The sequence below is a fragment of the Rhodophyticola sp. SM2404 genome (genome assembly GCF_053570515.1).
On the sequence record NZ_JBSEDL010000007.1, the window covers coordinates 1 to 18710 of the forward strand.

Annotated in this window: 22 protein-coding genes and 1 pseudogene; 16 read left to right on the forward strand and 7 right to left on the reverse strand. The window is 58.5% G+C overall.

The features are described from left to right. Nucleotides 1-127: 127 nt before the first annotated feature. Nucleotides 128-742 (forward strand): annotated as a pseudogene (locus ACTYEO_RS11245) (glycine cleavage T C-terminal barrel domain-containing protein); the annotation flags it as partial. 663 nt (nucleotides 743-1405) lie between these two features. On the opposite strand, the gene ACTYEO_RS11250 reads toward ACTYEO_RS11245, so the two are convergent. Further along, nucleotides 1406-1699, reverse strand: a complete 294-nt coding sequence (locus ACTYEO_RS11250; RefSeq protein ID WP_449323840.1) for a hypothetical protein — start codon at nucleotides 1697-1699, stop codon at nucleotides 1406-1408. Nucleotides 1700-1922: 223 nt separating this feature from the next. On the opposite strand from ACTYEO_RS11250, the gene phnC reads away from it, so the two are divergent. The 6 genes from phnC to ACTYEO_RS11280 all read left to right on the forward strand — a co-directional run bounded on the left by phnC (nucleotide 1923) and on the right by ACTYEO_RS11280 (nucleotide 6902). Continuing rightward, entirely contained in the window at nucleotides 1923-2738 is an 816-nt protein-coding gene (gene phnC / locus ACTYEO_RS11255; RefSeq protein ID WP_449323841.1) for a phosphonate ABC transporter ATP-binding protein, read from the forward strand. A gap of 51 nt (nucleotides 2739-2789) precedes the next feature. Continuing rightward, complete coding sequence (phnD, locus tag ACTYEO_RS11260) at nucleotides 2790-3701, forward strand: phosphonate ABC transporter substrate-binding protein (RefSeq protein ID WP_449323842.1); 912 nt, start codon at nucleotides 2790-2792, stop codon at nucleotides 3699-3701. 79 nt (nucleotides 3702-3780) lie between these two features. Next, nucleotides 3781-4653: a phosphonate ABC transporter, permease protein PhnE gene (gene phnE / locus ACTYEO_RS11265; RefSeq protein ID WP_449323843.1), complete on the forward strand. Its 873-nt coding sequence runs from the start codon at nucleotides 3781-3783 to the stop codon at nucleotides 4651-4653. Next, nucleotides 4650-5963, forward strand: a complete 1314-nt coding sequence (phnE, locus tag ACTYEO_RS11270) for a phosphonate ABC transporter, permease protein PhnE (protein WP_449323844.1) — start codon at nucleotides 4650-4652, stop codon at nucleotides 5961-5963. Before phnE (ACTYEO_RS11265) ends, phnE (ACTYEO_RS11270) begins: the two co-directional genes overlap by 4 nt. Then, a complete protein-coding gene (locus tag ACTYEO_RS11275; protein WP_449323845.1) occupies nucleotides 5963-6580 on the forward strand; it encodes a chloramphenicol acetyltransferase in 618 nt (205 codons plus the stop codon). The genes phnE (ACTYEO_RS11270) and ACTYEO_RS11275 overlap by 1 nt, the downstream gene beginning before the upstream one ends. 1 nt (nucleotide 6581) lies before the next feature. Continuing rightward, a complete protein-coding gene (locus ACTYEO_RS11280) occupies nucleotides 6582-6902 on the forward strand; it encodes a hypothetical protein (RefSeq protein WP_449323846.1) in 321 nt (106 codons plus the stop codon). 35 nt (nucleotides 6903-6937) lie between these two features. Here ACTYEO_RS11280 and arsJ read toward each other — a convergent pair whose 3' ends face one another. The 4 genes from arsJ to phnF form a co-directional block, all read right to left on the reverse strand. After that, the gene (gene arsJ / locus ACTYEO_RS11285; protein ID WP_449323847.1) at nucleotides 6938-8200 is read right to left on the reverse strand and encodes an organoarsenical effux MFS transporter ArsJ; all 1263 of its coding nucleotides are present in this window, start codon (nucleotides 8198-8200) and stop codon (nucleotides 6938-6940) included. After that, a complete protein-coding gene (locus tag ACTYEO_RS11290; protein ID WP_449323848.1) occupies nucleotides 8197-9195 on the reverse strand; it encodes an ArsJ-associated glyceraldehyde-3-phosphate dehydrogenase in 999 nt (332 codons plus the stop codon). Before ACTYEO_RS11290 ends, arsJ begins: the two co-directional genes overlap by 4 nt. Further along, nucleotides 9192-10040, reverse strand: coding sequence for an arsenate reductase/protein-tyrosine-phosphatase family protein (locus ACTYEO_RS11295; protein ID WP_449323849.1), 849 nt, complete (start codon nucleotides 10038-10040; stop codon nucleotides 9192-9194). Before ACTYEO_RS11295 ends, ACTYEO_RS11290 begins: the two co-directional genes overlap by 4 nt. 91 nt (nucleotides 10041-10131) lie before the next feature. After that, nucleotides 10132-10851 (reverse strand): phosphonate metabolism transcriptional regulator PhnF, encoded by a 720-nt coding sequence (gene phnF / locus ACTYEO_RS11300; RefSeq protein WP_449323850.1) that lies wholly within the window; start codon nucleotides 10849-10851, stop codon nucleotides 10132-10134. An 81-nt stretch (nucleotides 10852-10932) separates the two neighbouring features. Between phnF and phnG the strand changes: the two genes are divergently transcribed. From phnG to phnN, 8 genes are read left to right on the forward strand one after another with little or no spacing between them, the layout of a single operon-like run. Continuing rightward, nucleotides 10933-11388, forward strand: coding sequence for a phosphonate C-P lyase system protein PhnG (gene phnG, locus ACTYEO_RS11305; RefSeq protein WP_449323851.1), 456 nt, complete (start codon nucleotides 10933-10935; stop codon nucleotides 11386-11388). Then, nucleotides 11388-11951, forward strand: a complete 564-nt coding sequence (gene phnH, locus ACTYEO_RS11310; protein WP_449323852.1) for a phosphonate C-P lyase system protein PhnH — start codon at nucleotides 11388-11390, stop codon at nucleotides 11949-11951. The genes phnG and phnH overlap by 1 nt, the downstream gene beginning before the upstream one ends. A 1-nt stretch (nucleotide 11952) precedes the next feature. After that, the gene (locus ACTYEO_RS11315) at nucleotides 11953-13041 is read left to right on the forward strand and encodes a carbon-phosphorus lyase complex subunit PhnI (protein ID WP_449323853.1); all 1089 of its coding nucleotides are present in this window, start codon (nucleotides 11953-11955) and stop codon (nucleotides 13039-13041) included. Beyond that, nucleotides 13038-13637 (forward strand): HAD family hydrolase, encoded by a 600-nt coding sequence (locus tag ACTYEO_RS11320; protein WP_449323854.1) that lies wholly within the window; start codon nucleotides 13038-13040, stop codon nucleotides 13635-13637. The genes ACTYEO_RS11315 and ACTYEO_RS11320 overlap by 4 nt, the downstream gene beginning before the upstream one ends. Continuing rightward, nucleotides 13637-14506, forward strand: coding sequence for an alpha-D-ribose 1-methylphosphonate 5-phosphate C-P-lyase PhnJ (locus ACTYEO_RS11325; RefSeq protein WP_449323855.1), 870 nt, complete (start codon nucleotides 13637-13639; stop codon nucleotides 14504-14506). The genes ACTYEO_RS11320 and ACTYEO_RS11325 overlap by 1 nt, the downstream gene beginning before the upstream one ends. Next, a complete protein-coding gene (gene phnK, locus ACTYEO_RS11330) occupies nucleotides 14503-15273 on the forward strand; it encodes a phosphonate C-P lyase system protein PhnK (RefSeq protein WP_449323856.1) in 771 nt (256 codons plus the stop codon). The genes ACTYEO_RS11325 and phnK overlap by 4 nt, the downstream gene beginning before the upstream one ends. A 3-nt stretch (nucleotides 15274-15276) precedes the next feature. After that, nucleotides 15277-15960: a phosphonate C-P lyase system protein PhnL gene (phnL, locus tag ACTYEO_RS11335; RefSeq protein WP_449323857.1), complete on the forward strand. Its 684-nt coding sequence runs from the start codon at nucleotides 15277-15279 to the stop codon at nucleotides 15958-15960. After that, the gene (phnN, locus tag ACTYEO_RS11340) at nucleotides 15957-16502 is read left to right on the forward strand and encodes a phosphonate metabolism protein/1,5-bisphosphokinase (PRPP-forming) PhnN (protein WP_449323858.1); all 546 of its coding nucleotides are present in this window, start codon (nucleotides 15957-15959) and stop codon (nucleotides 16500-16502) included. The genes phnL and phnN overlap by 4 nt, the downstream gene beginning before the upstream one ends. Here the strand turns inward: phnN and ACTYEO_RS11345 are convergent. Beyond that, entirely contained in the window at nucleotides 16484-17155 is a 672-nt protein-coding gene (locus ACTYEO_RS11345; RefSeq protein ID WP_449323859.1) for a DUF1045 domain-containing protein, read from the reverse strand. The two genes, phnN and ACTYEO_RS11345, sit on opposite strands and share 19 nt — an antisense overlap. On the opposite strand from ACTYEO_RS11345, the gene ACTYEO_RS11350 reads away from it, so the two are divergent. After that, nucleotides 17154-18347, forward strand: coding sequence for an alpha-D-ribose 1-methylphosphonate 5-triphosphate diphosphatase (locus tag ACTYEO_RS11350; protein ID WP_449323860.1), 1194 nt, complete (start codon nucleotides 17154-17156; stop codon nucleotides 18345-18347). The two genes, ACTYEO_RS11345 and ACTYEO_RS11350, sit on opposite strands and share 2 nt — an antisense overlap. Nucleotides 18348-18548: 201 nt before the next feature. On the opposite strand, the gene ACTYEO_RS11355 is transcribed toward ACTYEO_RS11350, so the two are convergent. Next, the gene (locus tag ACTYEO_RS11355; protein WP_449323861.1) at nucleotides 18549-18704 is read right to left on the reverse strand and encodes a hypothetical protein; all 156 of its coding nucleotides are present in this window, start codon (nucleotides 18702-18704) and stop codon (nucleotides 18549-18551) included. Between the last annotated feature and the right edge of the window lie 6 nt (nucleotides 18705-18710).

Below are 18710 nucleotides of genomic sequence, written 5' to 3' on the forward strand. Positions count from 1 at the left end.
GCCTGTCAGCACCTCAACTTGCCTCAGCTTAACAACAATCTCTTCAGGCTTCGGTCTCGTAATTCCCATCTTCGATTCTCCGTTTTCCTAACTATAGGGACGGACCAATTCAAAGGGGGAGGCTCAGCGGTATTATTGGCTGCGCGAGGTCGAATTGCACGGCATCCCGCTGATCGTATCCCGCACGGGTTGGTCCAGCGAGCTGGGGTATGAAATCTATTTGCGTGACGGCTCCAAGGGCGATTTGCTGTGGGAAACCATCATGGCTGCGGGGCTGGAATTTGGCCTCAAGCCCGGGCACACATCCTCCATTCGCCGCATTGAAGGCGGGATGCTGTCCTACCATGCTGACGCCGACATGAGCACCAACCCGTTCGAGCTGGGCTTTGATCGGCTGGTCAATCTGGACATGGAGGCTGATTTCATTGGCAAAGCGGCTTTGCGCCGCATCAAAGATAAAGGCGTCCGTCGAAAGCAAATCGGCCTGATCATCGACGGTACCCCGCGCACTGGCCCGAACACGACGTTCTGGCAAATCAATTTGGACGGCGCACCAATCGGTAAGGTCACATCTGCAGTTTATTCCCCACGTTTGGAACAGAACATCGCTCTGGCAATGGTTTCGGCAGAACACGCCAACATCGGCGCGCAGGTCGAGGTCGTCACAATGTCTGGCTCCGTCAACGCGACTATTTGTGAGCGCCCGTTCTACGATCCGAAAAAGCAAATAGCGGCTGCTTGACGCCCGCCATAATGGAAGGAGACACAATATAATCCAAGCTAGATCACCATTCCTCAAATCTCTATCGGCACGACGATTCCGATTAATGATGGCACACGTAGTCTCGCAAACCTTCGCGCAGACTTCCTCCCGGATGAAGTCACGAACAGGCCAATCATTGACGAGCACCTTACAATTGGGGCGTTCATCGGGATCAGCTAAATTGAATACTCGACCCTGACATGGCGTTAGACGTTGCTCTGCGTATGGCAGAGTTCATGGGCATATTACTATGCTTGGCGAACGACGCGCCCGTTTGCCATGCTTGCGCGTTCCTCAATTTTTTGCGGCTTCGGTTTCAAACAATCTGATGTCTGCAAAGGGTCGCTCGCATATGGCATTTACTATCAAGCAGCGCTAATCCTAAGGCCAGTAATTTAGTTTAGCTTGTTGCTGCATTATTGAGTGTTTGATAAAGTTTTCGCACAGATGTCTGCTACACATTTTGCTCCACAGGAGAATGGCTCCATTAGACCTATCTACCTGATAAGTAGAATATTTTTATAGTAAATTGCCCCTTAAAAAAGGACACCTCCTCCGCCAGCGCATTCTTCAGCTATATAGATGCAGTCTGGTCTCCGAGCACTGTAAGACTGGCACAACACGCCGCCAGACTGGAAACTCTTATGCAGGCTCGGGGATAGCCCCTTCCCAATGCGCGCCCGTGGCCACGATGCAGGATGTGCCATTGGTGTAGTTCTGCACGATGATCCAGTCGCCATTTCTTTGGGTGACCCAGATTTCAAGCAGGGTTTCAGGATCCCGCAGGCCCATCCCCTGCCGTTCGGCCCCCAGCGCATTGGTCAACATGCTGGCAATGCGCCCGCTATCGCCACAGCTGACATCCGTCATCTGCGTCTCGGCAAAGGCCGGCAAGGCGCAACAGATCGACAGAAAGAGGGCGTAACGAAGAACCATAAAGAGAATCCTAAACTCTGGATGTGACGAATGTAACAGTTTTATGACGCGTTGTGGAGAGCTGTGGCGCGACAGCAATATGTACCAATATTTGCAACAGCTTGCGGCTGCTCCCCGCCCAGACTGTCATGTTTCTTTTACTTTTATGTAAAGAAATTGATTCAAAACCGTCATCAAACCGTAGCTTCGGCGCACTACGTCCTCCTCAAACAATGGGGATGTCATGCTGAAGATCGAGACACTGACCAAACGGTTCGGGGATAAGACGGCTGTCGATGCCGCCAATATCTCTGTCGAAGAGCCCACCATGATCGGCATCATTGGGCGTTCGGGCGCGGGTAAATCTACCCTCCTTCGTATGCTCAATTGCCTGAGCACCGCCTCCGAGGGCAGCATTACATTCGAGGGTGAAGAAATCACCACATTACGCGGGGCCGCTCGGCGCCATTGGCAATCGCGCTGTGCGATGATTTTCCAGCAGTTCAATCTGGTGCCGCGCATGGATGTTGCATCGAATGTGCTGCATGGCACTTTGAACAAACGCTCGACGCTTGCGACGATGTTCAACCTGTATCCACAGGCCGACATTCACAAGGCAATCGATATTCTCGACCGTCTTGGCATCGCCGAACAGGCTCCCAAACGCGCCGAGGACCTCTCGGGCGGGCAACAGCAGCGCGTGGCCATCGCCCGCGCCCTGATGCAGGACCCCAAGATCATTCTTGCCGATGAACCGATCGCATCATTGGACCCAATGAATGCGCAGGTGGTGATGCAATCGCTGCGTGACATTCACGAAGAGGATGGCCGCATGGTCATCGCCAACCTGCATACATTGGATACCGCGCGGCGCTATTGCGACCGCGTCATCGGAATGCGTGACGGACGTATCGTCTTTGACGGCACGCCCGAGCAGCTGACCACAGGTGTCGCACGCGACATCTATGGGGCGGGCGCGGATTTCTCCGAAGCCGCAACCTCCACAGAAATCGAAACGCTGGACAGATCCGGAATGCAAGAGGCCGCGGCCTTAATCTGAGCCAGTAAAACCGCGCCATCCGGCGCAATCCTTTCATCCATGGAGACTAAGATGAAAAAGTTTATCACTGCCGCTTTGGCAACCACGATCCTCGCCGGCCCTGCATTTGCAGACGGCCATGAAATCACTGAATTCCGCATCGGCATCCTTGGTGGCGAAAACGCGCAAGACCGTATGAATAACTACGCTTGCATGCAGGAATACACCACTGAAGCACTCGGTGTTGAAACCCGCCTCTTCGCGCCTGCCGATTATAACGGCGTGATCCAGGGCCTTCTGGGCGGCACAATCGACATGGCTTGGTTGGGCGCATCCTCCTACGCCGCGACATACCTGCAGGACCCAGAAGCGGTTGAGCCTGTTTTGGTAAAGCAGAACCTCGACGGTTCCATCGGCTACCACTCCATCGGCTTTGCTCGCGTCGATAGCGGCATCGCAAGCCTTGAAGACATGCAGGGCCGTGTGTTCGGCTTTGGTGACCCTAACTCCACATCGGGCTACCTGATCCCTTCGATCGAGATCCCACAGGCCACTGGCGGCACAATGGAATCGGGCGATTACTTCGGTGAAGTTACTTTCACTGGCGGCCATGAGCAGACCATCGTTGCAGTTGCCAATGGCGATATCGACGCCGGCGTGACTTGGGCCGACGCTCAGGGCGAATGGGAAGACGGTTACAACTCGGGCGCTCTGCGTCGCGCGGTTGATGCCGGCCTCGTTGACATGAACGACCTGCAGCAGATCTGGATCTCCAACGTGATCCCTGAAGGCCCTGTTGTTCTGCGCTCGGCTCTGCCTGACGATGTACGCGCCACCATGACCGAGCTGGTCGACACACTTTATGAGCGTGATCCAGAATGCGCCTACGGTGTTGCTGCTGGCGACACATTGGGCTTCGTTCCAGTGACACATGAAACTTATGAAAGCATTGTTGCGGCACGTCAGTCCGTGATCGGCAACTAAGATATTTTCATGACGTGTCCGGTCGCCCCACTTCGGGGCGGCCGGTATTTATTTGTCCGGTTTCACTCGGGGGGACATCATGGCAGTGACTGATACAACACAGGCAACAAGCATCGGTGGCATCCGCGAGGCCTATCTCGCGCAGGTGCAAAGACGCAGACTTTATACAGGTCTGGCCTTGCTGGTTTTCGTGATGCTGATGGTGTCTGGCTTCAATGTTGCGGATGGGCGCAATGCGGGCGGTTTCTGGGAAGGCTTGCACCAAGTCGGTGACTACCCCGCCGAAGTTCTGCGCGAGGCATGGGAAAAACGGGCCGACCTGCCTGGTTTGATTGCCAAATATTCCCCCGCCCTGATCGAGACCATCAATATCGCTGCCGTCTCGACGATCATTGGTACAATTGGCGGCATTGCCTTGTCCCTGCTTGGCACGCGCGGTTTGGCCAAATGGCCCCGTTTGATCCCTGTTTTTCGTCGGTTTTCCGATATTTTGCGCGCGATCCCCGAGATCGTGATCGCCCTGATCCTGATTTTCGTCCTTGGCGGCGGCCCTGTGCCCGCGATGATCGCCATCGCCCTGCATACCGCTGGTGCCTTGGGCAAGATGTTCTCGGAAGTGGCCGAGAATGCCGATCTCAAACCTGTTGAGGGTCTGGCATCGACGGGGGCCACTTGGTCCCAAAGAATGCTCTTGGGTGTGCTGCCGCAGGTTGCCCCCAATTATGTCAGCTACAGCTTGCTGCGTTTCGAGATCAATATCCGCGCCTCGGCCATTCTGGGCTTTGTTGGCGCGGGCGGCATTGGCTACGAGCTGCGAAACGCGATGGCTTGGGGTCCGGGCCGTTTTGATGAGGCGGCCGCGATCTTCATCCTGCTGTTCAGCACGATCGTCTTCTTTGATCAGGTCTCTAGCCGCTACCGTAACCGTTTGACCGAAGGACAAGCCCAATGAGCGCCGTCGATATCAACGCCGTCAAAACCCGCTCGGAAAGCCTGTTCCTGCGCAAACGCCTGTTTGCCTTTGGCGTGCCTGCCCTTGTTCTGGTCTATTTCATTTACATCTTCTTTGCCTTCGATGTACCGGGATTGATGCAGCGCGCAAGCCTTGAAAATGCGCGGACGCTGACCTCCGATACTTGGTCCCATAAGGTGCATGTGACCCGCGACAATCGCTCGGGCGAAATGCGCTATGCCTATGAGGGCGAGCGCAAGGGCGAATACCCCGAAGGCGAGCGGCCTGATTGGGTCAGCGGTACCGATATCATCACCGTTGATCTGGGCGGCGACACCATTGTGCGCTTCCTCTCGGAGAACCGCACCGAGATTGAAATCCCCGGTTTTGACCTGATCGAGGCGCAGGCCGAGGGCCGCACCGTGACGACCAATCTGGGCGAGGACCTGCCCGATTGGATCAATGCCTCGGACAGGCGTGTGGCAATCACCACCCCTGAAGGGCGGATCACCCTGACGGGCAATCGCACGGAAGTGTTCAACTATTTCCCCGGATGGGAGCTGTTCTGGTTCACCCTCGACAGCCCCTATCACGGGGTTGGCCTTGGCCAGATCCTTTTCGGGCCACAAATCGATGCTGAACGTGGCAATATTGCAGGCGCGATCTCGGATTGGTGGAACAACGCCATGTGGCGCCACAAGGATATTGCTTGGGCGATTGGCGAGACGATCCTGATGGCCTTCCTTGGCACGATGGGGGCCGCGATCATCGCCCTGCCCTTGGGCTTTCTTGCCGCCAAGCGCTTCTCGCCGATCATGCTGCTGCGCGCCACCACCCGCCGCCTGTTTGATTTCGTGCGCGGTGTGGATGCGCTGATCTGGACAGTGGTTCTGGCCCGTGCCTTTGGCCCAGGCCCGTTGACAGGTGCGCTGGCGATCCTGATCACCGATACAGGCACCTTCGGCAAGATCTTCTCGGAAGCGCTTGAAAATGTGGATCAAAAGCAGATTGAGGGCGTGGCCTCTACGGGTGCCAAGCCCTTGCAGCGCTACCGCTTTGGCGTGATCCCGCAGATCGTGCCCGTGCTGCTGGCGCAAATCCTCTATTTCCTCGAATCCAACACCCGCTCGGCCACGATCATCGGCGCGATCACGGGGGGCGGTATCGGCTTGATGCTGACTCAAGCGATCCAGACGCAGAAGGATTGGGAAGAGGTCGCCTATTACATCTTGCTGATCGTGCTGATGGTGATGTTCATGGATTGGCTCTCGGGCTGGCTGCGCGGCAAGCTGATCGGACGCAAAGACTGATGCCGCGCCTATCCGCTGAAACGCCTTTCATCCATCCTGAGTGCGACATCACCGACAGCCAGTTCGGCGCTTATGTCGAGATCGGCAAGGGCAGCCGCGTCGCCTATTCCACGCTTGGCGATTACAGCTATTGCGACCGCTATGCCGATATCGCCAATGCCCAGATCGGCAAATTCGCCAATATCGCCGCATTCAGTCGGATCGGGGCCACGGATCACCCGCTGCATACAGCCGCCTGTCATCATTTCCTCTATCGCTCGGCCGATTACTGGGATGATACCGAACGCGACGAAGCCTTTTTCGAGCATCGCAAATCCCGCATCGCCCATATCGGCCATGACACATGGATCGGGGCGGGTGCGATGATCAAACCCGAGGTGCTTTTGGGCGATGGCGCGGTTGTCGCCTCAGGGGCTGTGGTGACCAAGAATGTCGATCCCTACACCATCGTCGCGGGCACGCCTGCCAAACCGCTGCGGCTGCGCCAACCCCGCGAGATCGCGGACCGCCTGATTGCATTGGCATGGTGGGATTGGCCGCATGACGCCTTGCGCGCCGCGCTGGAAGATTTCCGCGCGCTGGAGGCCGAGGCCTTTTTGGAAAAATACGAAGGCTGACATGCTGAAAGAACTGCAAGCCCATTTTGACAAGGCCTCGCTGAGCTATTGCGATATCCATGGGTTGGAGCGTGATCGCGATTGGGTCATGCTGAAGCTTCTCGAAGAGATCGGCGAGCTGACGCAGGTCTGGAACATCAAAACCGGACGCGGCAGAGATAAGGGCCTCTCGGAGCAGGATTTAAAGACGGCGATGAGCGATGAGATTGCTGATGCCTTGGGCATGCTTTTGATTTTGGCCCATATGCATGGGCTTGACCTGACCGACGCAATCCGGCGCAAATGGCGCTTTGATGCCTCTAACCTGACCAAGCCCACGTAAAGGGCGAAACCCACTCCAACTGCTCCTTGATATCCTCAGCCCTCTTGCGGGCGCAGGAAACCGACCGTGATGGCCGAGGCCCCGACCATAGCTGCCGCGACCCCCAACATCAGGGGCAAGCCCCCCGCTTGATAGGTCAATCCCGAAAGCAGCGTTCCCGCCAGACGCCCTGCCGCATTGGCCATATAATAAAAGCCTACATCCATCGTCACCCGTTCTGCCTTGGTAAAGGACAAGATCAGATAAGAATGAAGCGATGAGTTCACCGCGAAAATCGCGCCAAATCCAAGCAGGCCCAGAACCAATGTCACGGTCAGCCACATCTGCGGCCCGCCAGCCGCAATCGCCGCCACGGTCAAAACCATGGGCACGATTGCTAGAACCCAGCCCCAGACACGCGCCGCGCCAATCAACTCGGCCTCGCTGCGCGCCTTGGCCCGCAAGATGCGCGGGGCATTGGCTTGCACCATACCATAAAGGATCACCCAAAGGGCCATGAAGCTGCCGATCATGAAAAAGGCCGCGCGATTGCTTTCAGCCGTGCCATCCGAGAGGACCGCGTAGAAATAGATCGGGATGCCCACCACGAACCAGACATCGCGCGCGCCAAACAGGAAGACACGGGCAGCACTGAGCCAGTTCACATTGGGCGATTTCGAAAACACTTCCGAGAATTTCGCGCCTTTGCGCCCTTTGGGCAGGCCCGATGGCATGAAGATCAGAACCGCCAGTAAAATGACCGCAAGGATCGCCGCCATCCCCAAAACCGCCCAGACAAAGCCGAAGCTGGCCAGCAAAACGGCCCCCAACAAAAAGCCAGCACCTTTCACCATATTCTTGGAGCCCGTCAAAATCGCCACCCAACGGAACAGCGCGCCGTCTTGGGACGGGGCCAGCAATTTGACCGCAGATTTGGAGGACATCTTGGCAAGATCCTTGGCCACCCCGCTTGCGCCTTGCACCAGCATCACAAAAATGACCGATGCGCCGATCGTCCAAGCAGGATCAAGCTGCGCCAAGGCCAGCAGCGCCAGAACCTGAAGCCCCAGCCCCACATAAAGCGTTGAGGTCAGGCCAAAACGCGCCGCGATCCAGCCCGCGCAAAGGTTGGTGATGACGCCCGCGATTTCATACAAGACAAACAGATAGGCCAGTTGCACAGGCGAGAACCCCAGCAAATGGAACTGCAACAGCACCAGCATACGCAAGGCCCCATCGCTGAGCATGAAGGCCCAATAAGCCGCCGTCACCGCAATATAGGCCGACAGGCCTTCGGGCCGTTCAGATACGTCGCTCACAAGCTGTCCCCAACCATACAAGCCACGTCAACCAGACGATGCGCATAGCCCATCTCATTGTCATACCACGCATAAATCTTTACCTGCGTTCCATTGATCACCATGGTGGACGGCGCATCGACGATGCTTGATCGCTCGTCATTGGTATAATCGGTGGAGACAAGCGGGCGCTCTTCATAGCCCAGAATGCCCTGCAAAGCCCCTTCCGAGGCGGCTTTGAACAGCGCATTGACCTCTTCGGCGGTGGTGTCCCGCTCCACCTCGAATACGCAATCGGTCAGCGAGGCATTGAGCAGCGGCACACGCACCGCATGCCCGTTCAGACGGCCCTTCAATTCAGGGTAGATCAGCGTGATCGCGGTGGCGCTTCCCGTGGTGGTCGGGATCAGCGAATTCAGGGCCGAGCGCGCGCGGCGCAGGTCTTTGGCGGGACGGTCAACAATGGTTTGCGTATTGGTCACGTCATGGATCGTGGTGATGGAGCCATGCTTGATCCCCAGATTTTCATGGATCACCTTGACCACGGGGGCCAGACAATTGGTGGTGCAACTGGCCGCCGTCACGATATTGTGGCGGCTTGGGTCATAGATATCATCATTGACGCCAAAGACGATATTGGCAGCGTCACCATCCTTGACGGGGGCCGAGACCACCACCTTCTTCACGCCTGCCTCGAAATAGGGGGCAATCTTGGCTTCGGTTTTGAACACGCCCGTGCAATCGATCACCACATCCACGCCGTCCAAAGGCAGCTCGGCAATATCGCGGGTGCCGATAAATGGCAGGCGGGTGCCGTCGATTGTTACGCTCTCGTTGTCATAGAAAAAATCGGCATTCCAACGACCATGGACCGTGTCGAACTCCAGCAAATGCGCATGCATTTCAGGGTCACCCACCGCGTCATTGATCCAAGCGATCTTGGCGCCCCGCGCTAGCAGGGGTTTGAGGGCCAGCTTGCCAATGCGGCCAAGGCCATTCAGGGCGTAAACGGTCATTCAGTCAGTCCTTCGTTATTTAATTGGCCAATCTCATCGATGGCTTTTTGCAGGGAAATCCGGTCGAGCGAGGCAATCGGCAAGGCGGTGAAGCCAATCATCCGGTTGCGCAACGCCCCATAGGTCTGCTGGAAAGCGAGGCTTTTCTCGGCATCGGTGCCGCTGACCTTCACAGGATCAGGCAGGCCCCAATGCGCGCTGATCGGTTGGCCATGCCATGCGGGGCAATCCTCATTGGCGGCCTGATCGCAGACGGTGAAGACAAAATCGAAATCGGGCGCATCATCCGTTTGAAATTCAGCAACATTCTTGGAGCGCAGAACCCCCACATCATGGCCCTTCTGCTCAAGCACCTCCAGCGCGAAGGGGTTCAATTCCGAGCGTGGCTTGGTGCCCGCCGAATGGGCAACGAAGCGGTCCCCCGCGAGCTCGCTGAGAATGGATTCCGCGAAGATCGAGCGTGCGGAATTCCCTGTGCAGATGAATAGGACATTGTATTTACGTTCAGTCATTGGAGTATCTCCGATGGATGAGGGATAGGCCGTTGGAGCGCAAATCTCGGGGCGCCCCCTGCAACAATCATTTAAAAGATAGTCGAGCGTTTCGCGGGCGGCTTCCATATCAATGGCATAGCGCAATGAGGTTCCCACCCGTTGTTGGGTGATCAGACCCGCCTGCTTCAAAGCATTCACATAGGTCGAAAGTGTATTGGGTTTGAGCCCCAGCGCCTGCGCCAATTCAGTGGCTGGCACACGATCGGGGTAGCGCCGCATGAGCAGCCGAAACAGCGCAAGCCGTTGCGGATGACCAAGGGTCGAAAGGCGGTTGGGAATCACTATTTCCATAATTCACAAATATATGAATTAGTGAAGCGCGATAAGTGAAGCTTTTGTAACACTGCGGCACAACTGAAGGGCGAGACCCAAAAGCCGCCGCCTATCCCTCCAGCGTCAGCGTCACCCGATCGCCTGCGAACCATGTGCGGCCATATTCAACGGGCAGGCCCGCCTCGCAGTGATTAACACTTGAGGAGCGCAGCAGCGGATCGCCCTCGCTCAGCTGAAGATGCAGCGCATGGGTGGCGGTGGCGCGCACAGCCGTCAGGCGGGTTGAGGCGCGGGTGTAATCCTCGATGCCCGCGATGCTCAAGGCCTGCGTGACGCTGCTGGTTTCGGTCAAGGCGGCGGTGATCGCGGGGAATCTGAGGAGCGGAAACAAGCTCTCGAAAATTGCAATCGGCTGGCCGTCGGCCAAGGACAGCCCATGATAGGCGCAAACAGGCGCGCCCGCCTCAATCTGCAGGGCCTGCGCCTCACCTGCGGTGGCGGCGCGTTCATCCAGCGCAAGCACCTGCTTTTTGGGCCTGCGCCCCGCGGCAATCAGATTTTCATGAAATCGCACGCGGCTGCCAATGGGATAATCGGTCGGCGTGGCCGCCACAAAAGCCCCCGCCCCGCGCCGGGTGCGCACCAGCCCCTCGCCGACCAAGGCCGAGATCCCATGGCGCACAGTATGGCGGTTGACGCCAAAGCGATCCGCCAATGCAGCCTCGGTCGGCAGCTTGTCACCAGGGCTATAGCGCCCCTCGGCCAAGTCGCTGCGCAGGGCATTGGCAATGGCCTGCCAGATCGGGGTTTTGTCGGGAACGTCACGCAAAATTCACAAAACTCTTCTGTCACGAGGGCAGGGTTATGATAAGATATGTATAGTTGTATAGGAAAGAGACAAGTTGTCGAGATGAAAGACACTGTGAGCGAAAATAATCCTCGCAAAGCATGGATGGGCCTGCTGGCCAAAGCGCCCGAGGGCCGTGTCGCCGCTTTGTTTGACGCTGAATTCCAGCGCCCCGCCTTCACTTGGCTGCGCGCCCCCGAAATCGGCAGCACAATGGTGCGCGCGCGCGCAGGTGGAACAGGTGCGCCCTTTAATCTGGGCGAGATGACGATCACCCGCTGCGCCTTGACACTGGACAGTGGCGAGGTCGGACACAGCTATATCCAAGGCCGCCGCAAAGCCGATGCAGAACTGGCCGCGCTGGTCGATGCGCTGATGCAGACCGCGATGGCCGATCAACTGCGCAAGGTCGTTCTGGACCCGCTGGAGGCCGAGATGACTACGGCCAAAGCCGCGCGCGCTGCCAAAGCTGCGGCGACCAAGGTCGATTTCTTCACCATGACCCGAGGAGAAGACTGATGCAGGCCAATACTCTCTCGGGCGGCTTTGCTGATCCTGCCATCGGCTCGGCACATGCCTTTCGCAGCGTGATGGAGGCCATGGCCCGCCCCGGCAGCATTCACAGCATCGAAGGTGCATCGCCCCCTGCCCCATTGTCGCCCGCCATGGGGGCCGTTTTGCTGACGCTTTGCGACACAGAAACCCCCGTCTATCTGGCAGGCGAGATGGAATGTGACGCAGTGCGCGCATGGATTTCCTTCCATACAGGCGCACCCTTGGTGGGGCCTGCGCATTGCATGTTCGCCATTGGCACATGGGAGGCACTGGCCCCCCTCTCCAGCTATCCGATTGGAACATCCGAATACCCCGACCGCTCGGCCACATTGATCGTGGAAAGCGCTGATCTAGACACGTCAGGCGCGCGATTGACTGGCCCCGGCATCAAGGAAGAGGCGCAGCTTTCCCTGCCCGATCTTGCGGTATTCCAGAGCAAACGCGCCCTTTTCCCGCTGGGGTTGGATTTCATTTTCACCTGTGGCGACCGCCTTGCGGCGCTGCCCCGCTCAACAAAGGTGTCGTGATATGTATGTAGCCGTCAAAGGCGGAGAGCGCGCGATCGAGAACGCCCATGCGTGGCTGGCCGAAGAGCGCAGGGGCAATACCGATATCTCCGAGCTGAGCATCGCGCAAATCCGCGAACAACTCAGCCTTGCCGTCAATCGCGTCATGGCCGAGGGGTCGCTTTTTGACCCTGATCTTGCAGCCCTTGCGATCAAACAGTCGCGCGGTGATCTGATCGAGGCGATCTTCCTGATCCGCGCCTATCGCACCACCCTGCCCCGTTTCGGTGCCTCGGAACCTGTCGATACGGGCAATATGGCTTGTGACAGACGCATCTCGGCCACGTTCAAGGATGTGCCCGGCGGTCAGGTTCTGGGACCGACCTTCGACTACACCCATCGTTTGCTGGATTTCAAACTCGCCGCCGAGGGCGAGGCCCCTGAGGCCCCCACCCGCACGTCCGAGCAGGGCCATGTGCCCCATGTGACCGAGTTCCTCAACCGCGAAGGGCTGATCGAAGAGGCCCCGCATGACGATACTCCGCCCCCTGATCTGACGCGCGAGCCACTGGAAATGCCTGCTGAACGCGCGTTGCGCCTACAGGCTTTGGCGCGCGCGGATGAAGGCTTCACCCTTGGCCTCGCCTATTCCACGCAGCGCGGCTATGGGCGCAATCATGCTTTTGTGGGCGAATTGCGGATCGGGGCGGTTCCCGTCGAAATGGATATCCCCGAATTGGGCTTTGCCGTTGAAATCGGTGAGGTGGTCCTGACCGAATGCGAAACCGTCAACCAGTTCACAGGCTCCAAAACCCAGCCGCCGCAATTCACCCGTGGCTATGGATTGGTCTTTGGCCAGACCGAGCGCAAGGCGATCTCGATGGCCTTGGTTGATCGCGCGCTGAGATGGGAAGAATTGGGCGAAGACAATGTCGGCGCGCCCGCGCAGGATGCGGAATTCGTGCTCTATCACGCCGATAATATTCAGGCGACGGGCTTCCTCGAACATATCAAACTGCCCCATTACGTCGATTTCCAGTCGGAGCTTGAACTGGTGCGCAAACTCCGCCGTGAGGCAGGCGCGCAACCCATGCAGGAGGCCGCAGAATGAGCGTCGATACAGTCGTTTTCGATATTGGTGGCGTGCTGGTGGACTGGCAGCCGCATCTGGCTTGGGCCGATGATCTGGGCGAGGATGGCGCAAAGGCTTTCCTTGCGCGGATCGGCTTTGACAAGATCAATTTCGCCTGTGATGGCGGCGCGCATTTTGGTGATGCAGCCGCACAGCTTGAAGATGCAGAGGATGGCGCGCGGCTTGCCCAATATGTGCCGCGCTATACCCGCACGGTGCCTGATAAAATCAACGCCACTTGGGATATTCTCTATGCCCTGCAAGACAAGGGCACACCGCTTCACGCGATCACCAATTGGTCTGCCGAGACATGGCCCGAGGGGCTGAAGGTCCATCCCGAATTGGGCACCGTTTTCGGGGCGACTGTCGTCTCGGGCGAGGTGGGGTTGCTCAAGCCCAGCGTGCAAATCTACCACCTGCTCTGCGATCGCGCCGAGGTTGCGCCCGAGCGCTGCGTTTTCATTGATGACGGGCTGCATAACTGCCTAGGCGCACGGGCGGCAGGGATGGATGCGATCCATTTCCAAGGGGCAGACAGCCTGCGCAGACAACTTGAAGAACGGGGGCTGCTGTGATGGATCAAGCCTATAACTTCGCCTATCTCGACGAACAGACCAAGCGGATGATCCGCCGCGCCATCCTCAAGGGTCTCGCCATTCCGGGCTATCAGGTGCCCTTTGCCTCGCGCGAGATGCCGATGCCCTATGGCTGGGGCACAGGCGGCGTGCAGGTCTCGGCAGCGGTGCTGACGCCTGAGGACAAGTTCAAAGTGATCGACCAAGGGGCCGATGACACGACCAATGCCGTCTCGATCCGGACCTTCTTTGAACGCACCGCAGGGGTGGCCACGACCACCTCAACGGCTGAGGCCAGCGTGATCCAGACCCGCCACCGCATCCCCGAAGATGCGCTGAGCGAGGGGCAGATCCTTGTCTATCAGGTGCCAATCCCCGAGCCGCTGCGCTTTCTAGAGCCGCGCGAAAGCGAGACCCGCAAGATGCACAGCCTTGAGGAATACGGGCTGATGCATGTGAAGCTCTATGAGGATATCAGCCGCCACGGCCATATCGCGACCTCCTATGCCTATCCGGTCAAGGTCGAGGGGCGCTATGTGATGGACCCGTCGCCCATCCCGAAATTCGACAATCCGAAACTGGGGGATATGGCCGCGATCCAATTGTTCGGCGCAGGCCGCGAGCAACGCATCTATGCGCTGCCGCCCTATACCCAAGTGGTCAGCCTCGATTTCGAGGACCACCCTTTTGAGGCCTCCAAGGCCGATCATCCTTGCGGGATGTGCGGGGCTGAGGACAGCTATCTGGACGAGTTGATCATCGATGATCAGGGCGGACGGATGTTCGTCTGCTCCGACACCGATTACTGCGAGGCGCGGCAATCGGCAGGCCATATCGGCAAAGACAATGGCGGGAAGGACGCGGCATGACACCTTTGTTATCCGTTCAAGGCATCACCAAGCGTTATGGCGCGCATATCGGCTGTGCCGATGTCTCCTTTGACCTCTATCCTGGTGAAGTGATGGGGATCGTCGGGGAAAGCGGGTCGGGGAAATCCACGCTGCTCAATTGCATGGCGGGGCATCTGACCCCTGATGCAGGACAGGTGGTCTTTGACACCCGCAGCGATGGCCCGCGCGACACCATCACCATGTCCGAGCCCGAGCGCCGCATGTTGGGCCGCACTGATTGGGCCTTTGTCCACCAACATGCCCGCGATGGCCTTCGCATGGGGGTAAGCGCAGGTGGCAATGTGGGCGAGCGTTTGATGGCCGTGGGCGAGCGCCATTACGGCGATATCCGCGATAAGGCCACTGATTGGCTGGGTCGGGTCGAGATCGATGCCGCCCGCGTGGATGACAGGCCCACGACCTTTTCTGGCGGCATGCAGCAACGCTTGCAGATCGCGCGCAATCTAGTCACGGGCCCACGCCTTGTGTTTATGGATGAACCCACAGGCGGGCTTGATGTGTCGGTGCAGGCGCGTCTGCTGGATCTGCTGCGCGGCCTTGTGCGCGATATGGGGCTGTCGGCGATCATCGTCACCCATGACCTTGCCGTGGTGCGTTTGCTGGCCGATCGGCTTATGGTGATGAAATCGGGCCATGTAGTCGAGGCGGGCCTGACCGATCAGGTGCTGGATGACCCGCAACATGCCTATAGCCAGCTTCTTGTCAGTTCCGTTTTGCAGGTGTGACCCATGATTGAGCTTTCCAATGTCTCCAAGACCTTCACCCTGCATAATCAGGGCAGCGCCGTGATCGAGGTGATCCGCGATGTCTCGCTAACGGTGGCGCGCGGCGAATGCGTGGCGCTCACAGGGGCCTCAGGCGCGGGGAAATCCACGCTGATGCGGATGATCTATGGCAATTACCTGACGCAGGCGGGGGAAATCCGCATCGGTGATCTGGATATCGTGCAGGCCGAGCCACGCGAGATCATCGCCTTGCGCCGCGAGAGCTTGGGCTATGTCAGCCAGTTCCTGCGCGTGGTGCCCCGCGTTCCGACCCTTGATGTTGTGGCCGAGCCTTTGCGCGCCGTGGGCGTCTCGGCGGACGAAGCACAAGCCCGCGCAAGGGAATTGCTGACCCGTTTGAACATCCCCGAAAGGCTCTGGTCCCTGTCGCCGACGACCTTCTCGGGTGGTGAGCAGCAGCGCGTGAATATCGCGCGTGGCTTTGCCCATAGCTATCCCGCCATGCTGCTGGATGAACCCACCGCAAGCCTTGATGCCGCCAATCGCGAGGTTGTGCTGAGCCTAATCGAAGAGGCCAAGGCCCGAGGCGCGGCCATCATCGGCATTTTCCATGACGAGGCCGCTCGCACCCGCGTTTGTGACCGCGAAATCGATGTGGGCCGCTTCACCCCCGGTGTAGCCGCATGATCCAAGGACGCCTCATAGCGGTTGTCGGCCCCTCTGGTGTGGGTAAGGACAGCGTGATGGAGGGCATCCACAACGCCTTGCCGAATTTGCACAAAGTGCGCCGCGTGATCACCCGCGCCCCGGGGCTTGGCGGGGAAGACTATGACGCAGCCACGCTTGAGCAATTCGAGGCTTTGGTGGATGACGGTGCATTCGCTGTGCATTGGGGCGCGCATGGTCTGCATTACGGCATTCCGATCACGGTGAAATACCAGCTTGGCAAGGGCACGGATTGCCTTGCCAATTTCTCGCGCAAGGCATTGCTGCAAGCGGCCGAGATTTTCCCGCGTTTTGTGGTTCTCAATATCACCGCACAGCCCGAAACCATCGCCGCCAGATTGGCCGCACGCGGGCGCGAGACCGAGGAAGAGATCGCCAAGCGCCTCGCGCAGGCAGATAAGCCATTGCCCGAGGGGCTTGAGGTGATTGATCTGTCCAATGACGGCCCGCTGGCCCAAACCATCGCCCGCGCGGCAGCGCTGCTTCAACCTGCGAGCGTGTAGCGATGCAGCATCTCAAAGTGCCCGTCATCCCGCTCACCGCACAAAGCGATCTGGTCAAGGATAAAGGGCTTGGGCAGATCGGGCAGATGCCTATCCAGTTGCGCGACCCAATGGGCGATATCATCTTGGGGCAATCGCCCTGTCAGGGTCAGGTGAAAGCGGAATTCCTCCAAGACATACGGATAGCCCCATTCAAGCAGCAAAGCCTCTTGCCGCGCACTCAAGCCCGCGCCACGACGGCGCGCAAGCTCGTCCTCGCCAGCGGGGGCGCGAAACCCGTCAAGATCGCAAACACAAGCCTGCGCAACCCCTTGCAAATCTTGCGTATCGCCTTGCGGGACCAAGGCCAGAAACCGTCCCAAACGCGTCAGCTCCAACCCCTCACATTGCGCAGGGGCAAGCCTGTTGGCCAGCGCCGCAACGGCGGCCTCCAATTCCTGGGCCGAGCGCCCTTCCGCCAGACGGAATGGCGGCTTCAATGTGCCATGAAACCCGTATTTGCGCGGTGTCATGGTGATGTCACCCAAACCGTGCAGAAGGGGCTGATCCGCCTCGCGGCCCGCCACCACATCCCATCCGAGCCAAGACGCCCCGAAATCGGCCAAAGGCCCTTCGGGCGGTATAAAGTAAATTGCAAAACGAGAGTATGACATGAATTCCTCCTTTCCCACGGCCTCTTTGACAAAGGCTTGTGACAGCGATGTGTCAAGCGAGCTTTGCCTTGCCAATGCGCAGCTTGTCTTGGCAGATCAGGTGATCACGGGGTCCGTGACCATCGAACAGGGCGTGATTTCCGACATCACCGAAGGGGATCATATCGCGGCAGGCGCTGTGGATTGCGGGGGGGATTTCGTTATCCCCGGTCTGGTGGAATTGCACACAGATAATGTCGAGCGTCATATCGAGCCGCGCCCCGATGTGGATTGGCCGCATCTGGCCGCCTTGATCGCCCATGATGCCGAACTGGCCTCCACTGGTATTACAACGGTGTTTGATGCCATGCGGGTCGGCTCCATCCATAGCGGCAAGGGCCGCTATGTCGATTATGCCCGCAAACTTGCAGATGAACTGCTATCGGCCCGCGATCAGGGCTATTTCAAGATCAGCCATTTCCTGCATCTCAGGGCCGAAATCTGTTCCGAGACATTGCTTGAGGAATTGGCGGCTTTCGGACCATCCGACAGGGTCGGCATTGTCAGCCTGATGGATCACACTCCCGGCCAGCGCCAGTTCCGCGAACTGACCGCTTTGAAGACCTATGTCACCAAAAAACGCGGCATGAATGACGCGGAATTTGCCGAGCATGTCGAGAACCTTTTGGGTCTGCAAAAACGCTTTGGCGCGCAGCATGAGGCAGGCGCTGTGCAAGAAGCCCGCCGCCTTGGTGCGGTTCTGGCCAGCCATGATGACACCACGGCCGAACATGTTGAAACCTCTGCCAAAAACGGCGTGGGTTTTGCGGAATTCCCGACGACGGTTGAGGCCGCTGAAGCCTGCCGCGGCCAAGGCATCGCCGTGATGATGGGCGCGCCGAACCTGATCCGTGGCGGGTCCCATTCGGGCAATGTCGCGGCCGAGACCCTCGCCAAGGGCGATCTCTTGGATATTGTCTCCTCTGATTACGTGCCCTCGGCGCTGCTGCTTTCAGCCTTCCGCTTGGCCGAGATGTGGGATGATCTGCCGCGCGCCATCGCCACCGTAACCAGCAACCCCGCGCAAGCCGTCAGGCTGGAAGATCGCGGTGTTTTGCAAACAGGGTTGCGCGGGGATGTTCTGCGGGTGCGCAATATCGGCCAAACACCCCTGATCCGCGGTGTCTGGAGCCAAGGCAATAAAATCGGCTAAGGCCACATGCGGGGTTGCTCGGGCAGCCCCGCTACGTCAGGCCCCATTGCCCCATTGATGTGGGCAGGACCGATTGGAGGGGCGTGCGCTGCGCAAAGGCAGGCAAGCCAAAGCCCTTCTTGGCGCTGCCTTGGCGAAGCGGCCATGGGCAATAGACATCAGGCGTGACCGAGATGTCTTCAAGCAGGGGCTTGTTGCTTTTTAGGTCGCCGTTCCGTAGCTGCCCTGAGCCGTAATTGAAAAGATATCATCACCATTGGTCGTCAGCCCATTGGTATCATCGAGATCACCCCCGATGCTGATATCACCTTCGGTAATGGTGCCGCTGAGATCGCCGCCGATATTGGGTGAACCCATGTGCTA

Bases quoted from the DNA above. Each gene is read 5' to 3' on its own strand.
- ACTYEO_RS11325 (WP_449323855.1), top strand. From the start codon at position 13,637: ATGGATCAAGCCTATAACTTCGCCTATCTCGACGAACAGACCAAGCGG.
- phnE (WP_449323843.1), top strand. From the start codon at position 3,781: ATGGCAGTGACTGATACAACACAGGCAACAAGCATCGGTGGCATCCGC.
- ACTYEO_RS11315 (WP_449323853.1), top strand. From the start codon at position 11,953: ATGTATGTAGCCGTCAAAGGCGGAGAGCGCGCGATCGAGAACGCCCAT.
- phnC (WP_449323841.1), top strand. From the start codon at position 1,923: ATGCTGAAGATCGAGACACTGACCAAACGGTTCGGGGATAAGACGGCT.
- phnK (WP_449323856.1), top strand. From the start codon at position 14,503: ATGACACCTTTGTTATCCGTTCAAGGCATCACCAAGCGTTATGGCGCG.
- ACTYEO_RS11345 (WP_449323859.1), bottom strand. From the start codon at position 17,155: ATGTCATACTCTCGTTTTGCAATTTACTTTATACCGCCCGAAGGGCCT.
- ACTYEO_RS11280 (WP_449323846.1), top strand. From the start codon at position 6,582: ATGCTGAAAGAACTGCAAGCCCATTTTGACAAGGCCTCGCTGAGCTAT.
- ACTYEO_RS11295 (WP_449323849.1), bottom strand. From the start codon at position 10,040: ATGGAAATAGTGATTCCCAACCGCCTTTCGACCCTTGGTCATCCGCAA.
- phnN (WP_449323858.1), top strand. From the start codon at position 15,957: ATGATCCAAGGACGCCTCATAGCGGTTGTCGGCCCCTCTGGTGTGGGT.
- ACTYEO_RS11290 (WP_449323848.1), bottom strand. From the start codon at position 9,195: ATGACCGTTTACGCCCTGAATGGCCTTGGCCGCATTGGCAAGCTGGCC.
- ACTYEO_RS11350 (WP_449323860.1), top strand. From the start codon at position 17,154: ATGAATTCCTCCTTTCCCACGGCCTCTTTGACAAAGGCTTGTGACAGC.
- phnG (WP_449323851.1), top strand. From the start codon at position 10,933: ATGAAAGACACTGTGAGCGAAAATAATCCTCGCAAAGCATGGATGGGC.
- phnH (WP_449323852.1), top strand. From the start codon at position 11,388: ATGCAGGCCAATACTCTCTCGGGCGGCTTTGCTGATCCTGCCATCGGC.
- ACTYEO_RS11355 (WP_449323861.1), bottom strand. From the start codon at position 18,704: ATGGGTTCACCCAATATCGGCGGCGATCTCAGCGGCACCATTACCGAA.
- phnL (WP_449323857.1), top strand. From the start codon at position 15,277: ATGATTGAGCTTTCCAATGTCTCCAAGACCTTCACCCTGCATAATCAG.
- phnE (WP_449323844.1), top strand. From the start codon at position 4,650: ATGAGCGCCGTCGATATCAACGCCGTCAAAACCCGCTCGGAAAGCCTG.
- ACTYEO_RS11275 (WP_449323845.1), top strand. From the start codon at position 5,963: ATGCCGCGCCTATCCGCTGAAACGCCTTTCATCCATCCTGAGTGCGAC.
- phnD (WP_449323842.1), top strand. From the start codon at position 2,790: ATGAAAAAGTTTATCACTGCCGCTTTGGCAACCACGATCCTCGCCGGC.
- ACTYEO_RS11250 (WP_449323840.1), bottom strand. From the start codon at position 1,699: ATGGTTCTTCGTTACGCCCTCTTTCTGTCGATCTGTTGCGCCTTGCCG.
- ACTYEO_RS11320 (WP_449323854.1), top strand. From the start codon at position 13,038: ATGAGCGTCGATACAGTCGTTTTCGATATTGGTGGCGTGCTGGTGGAC.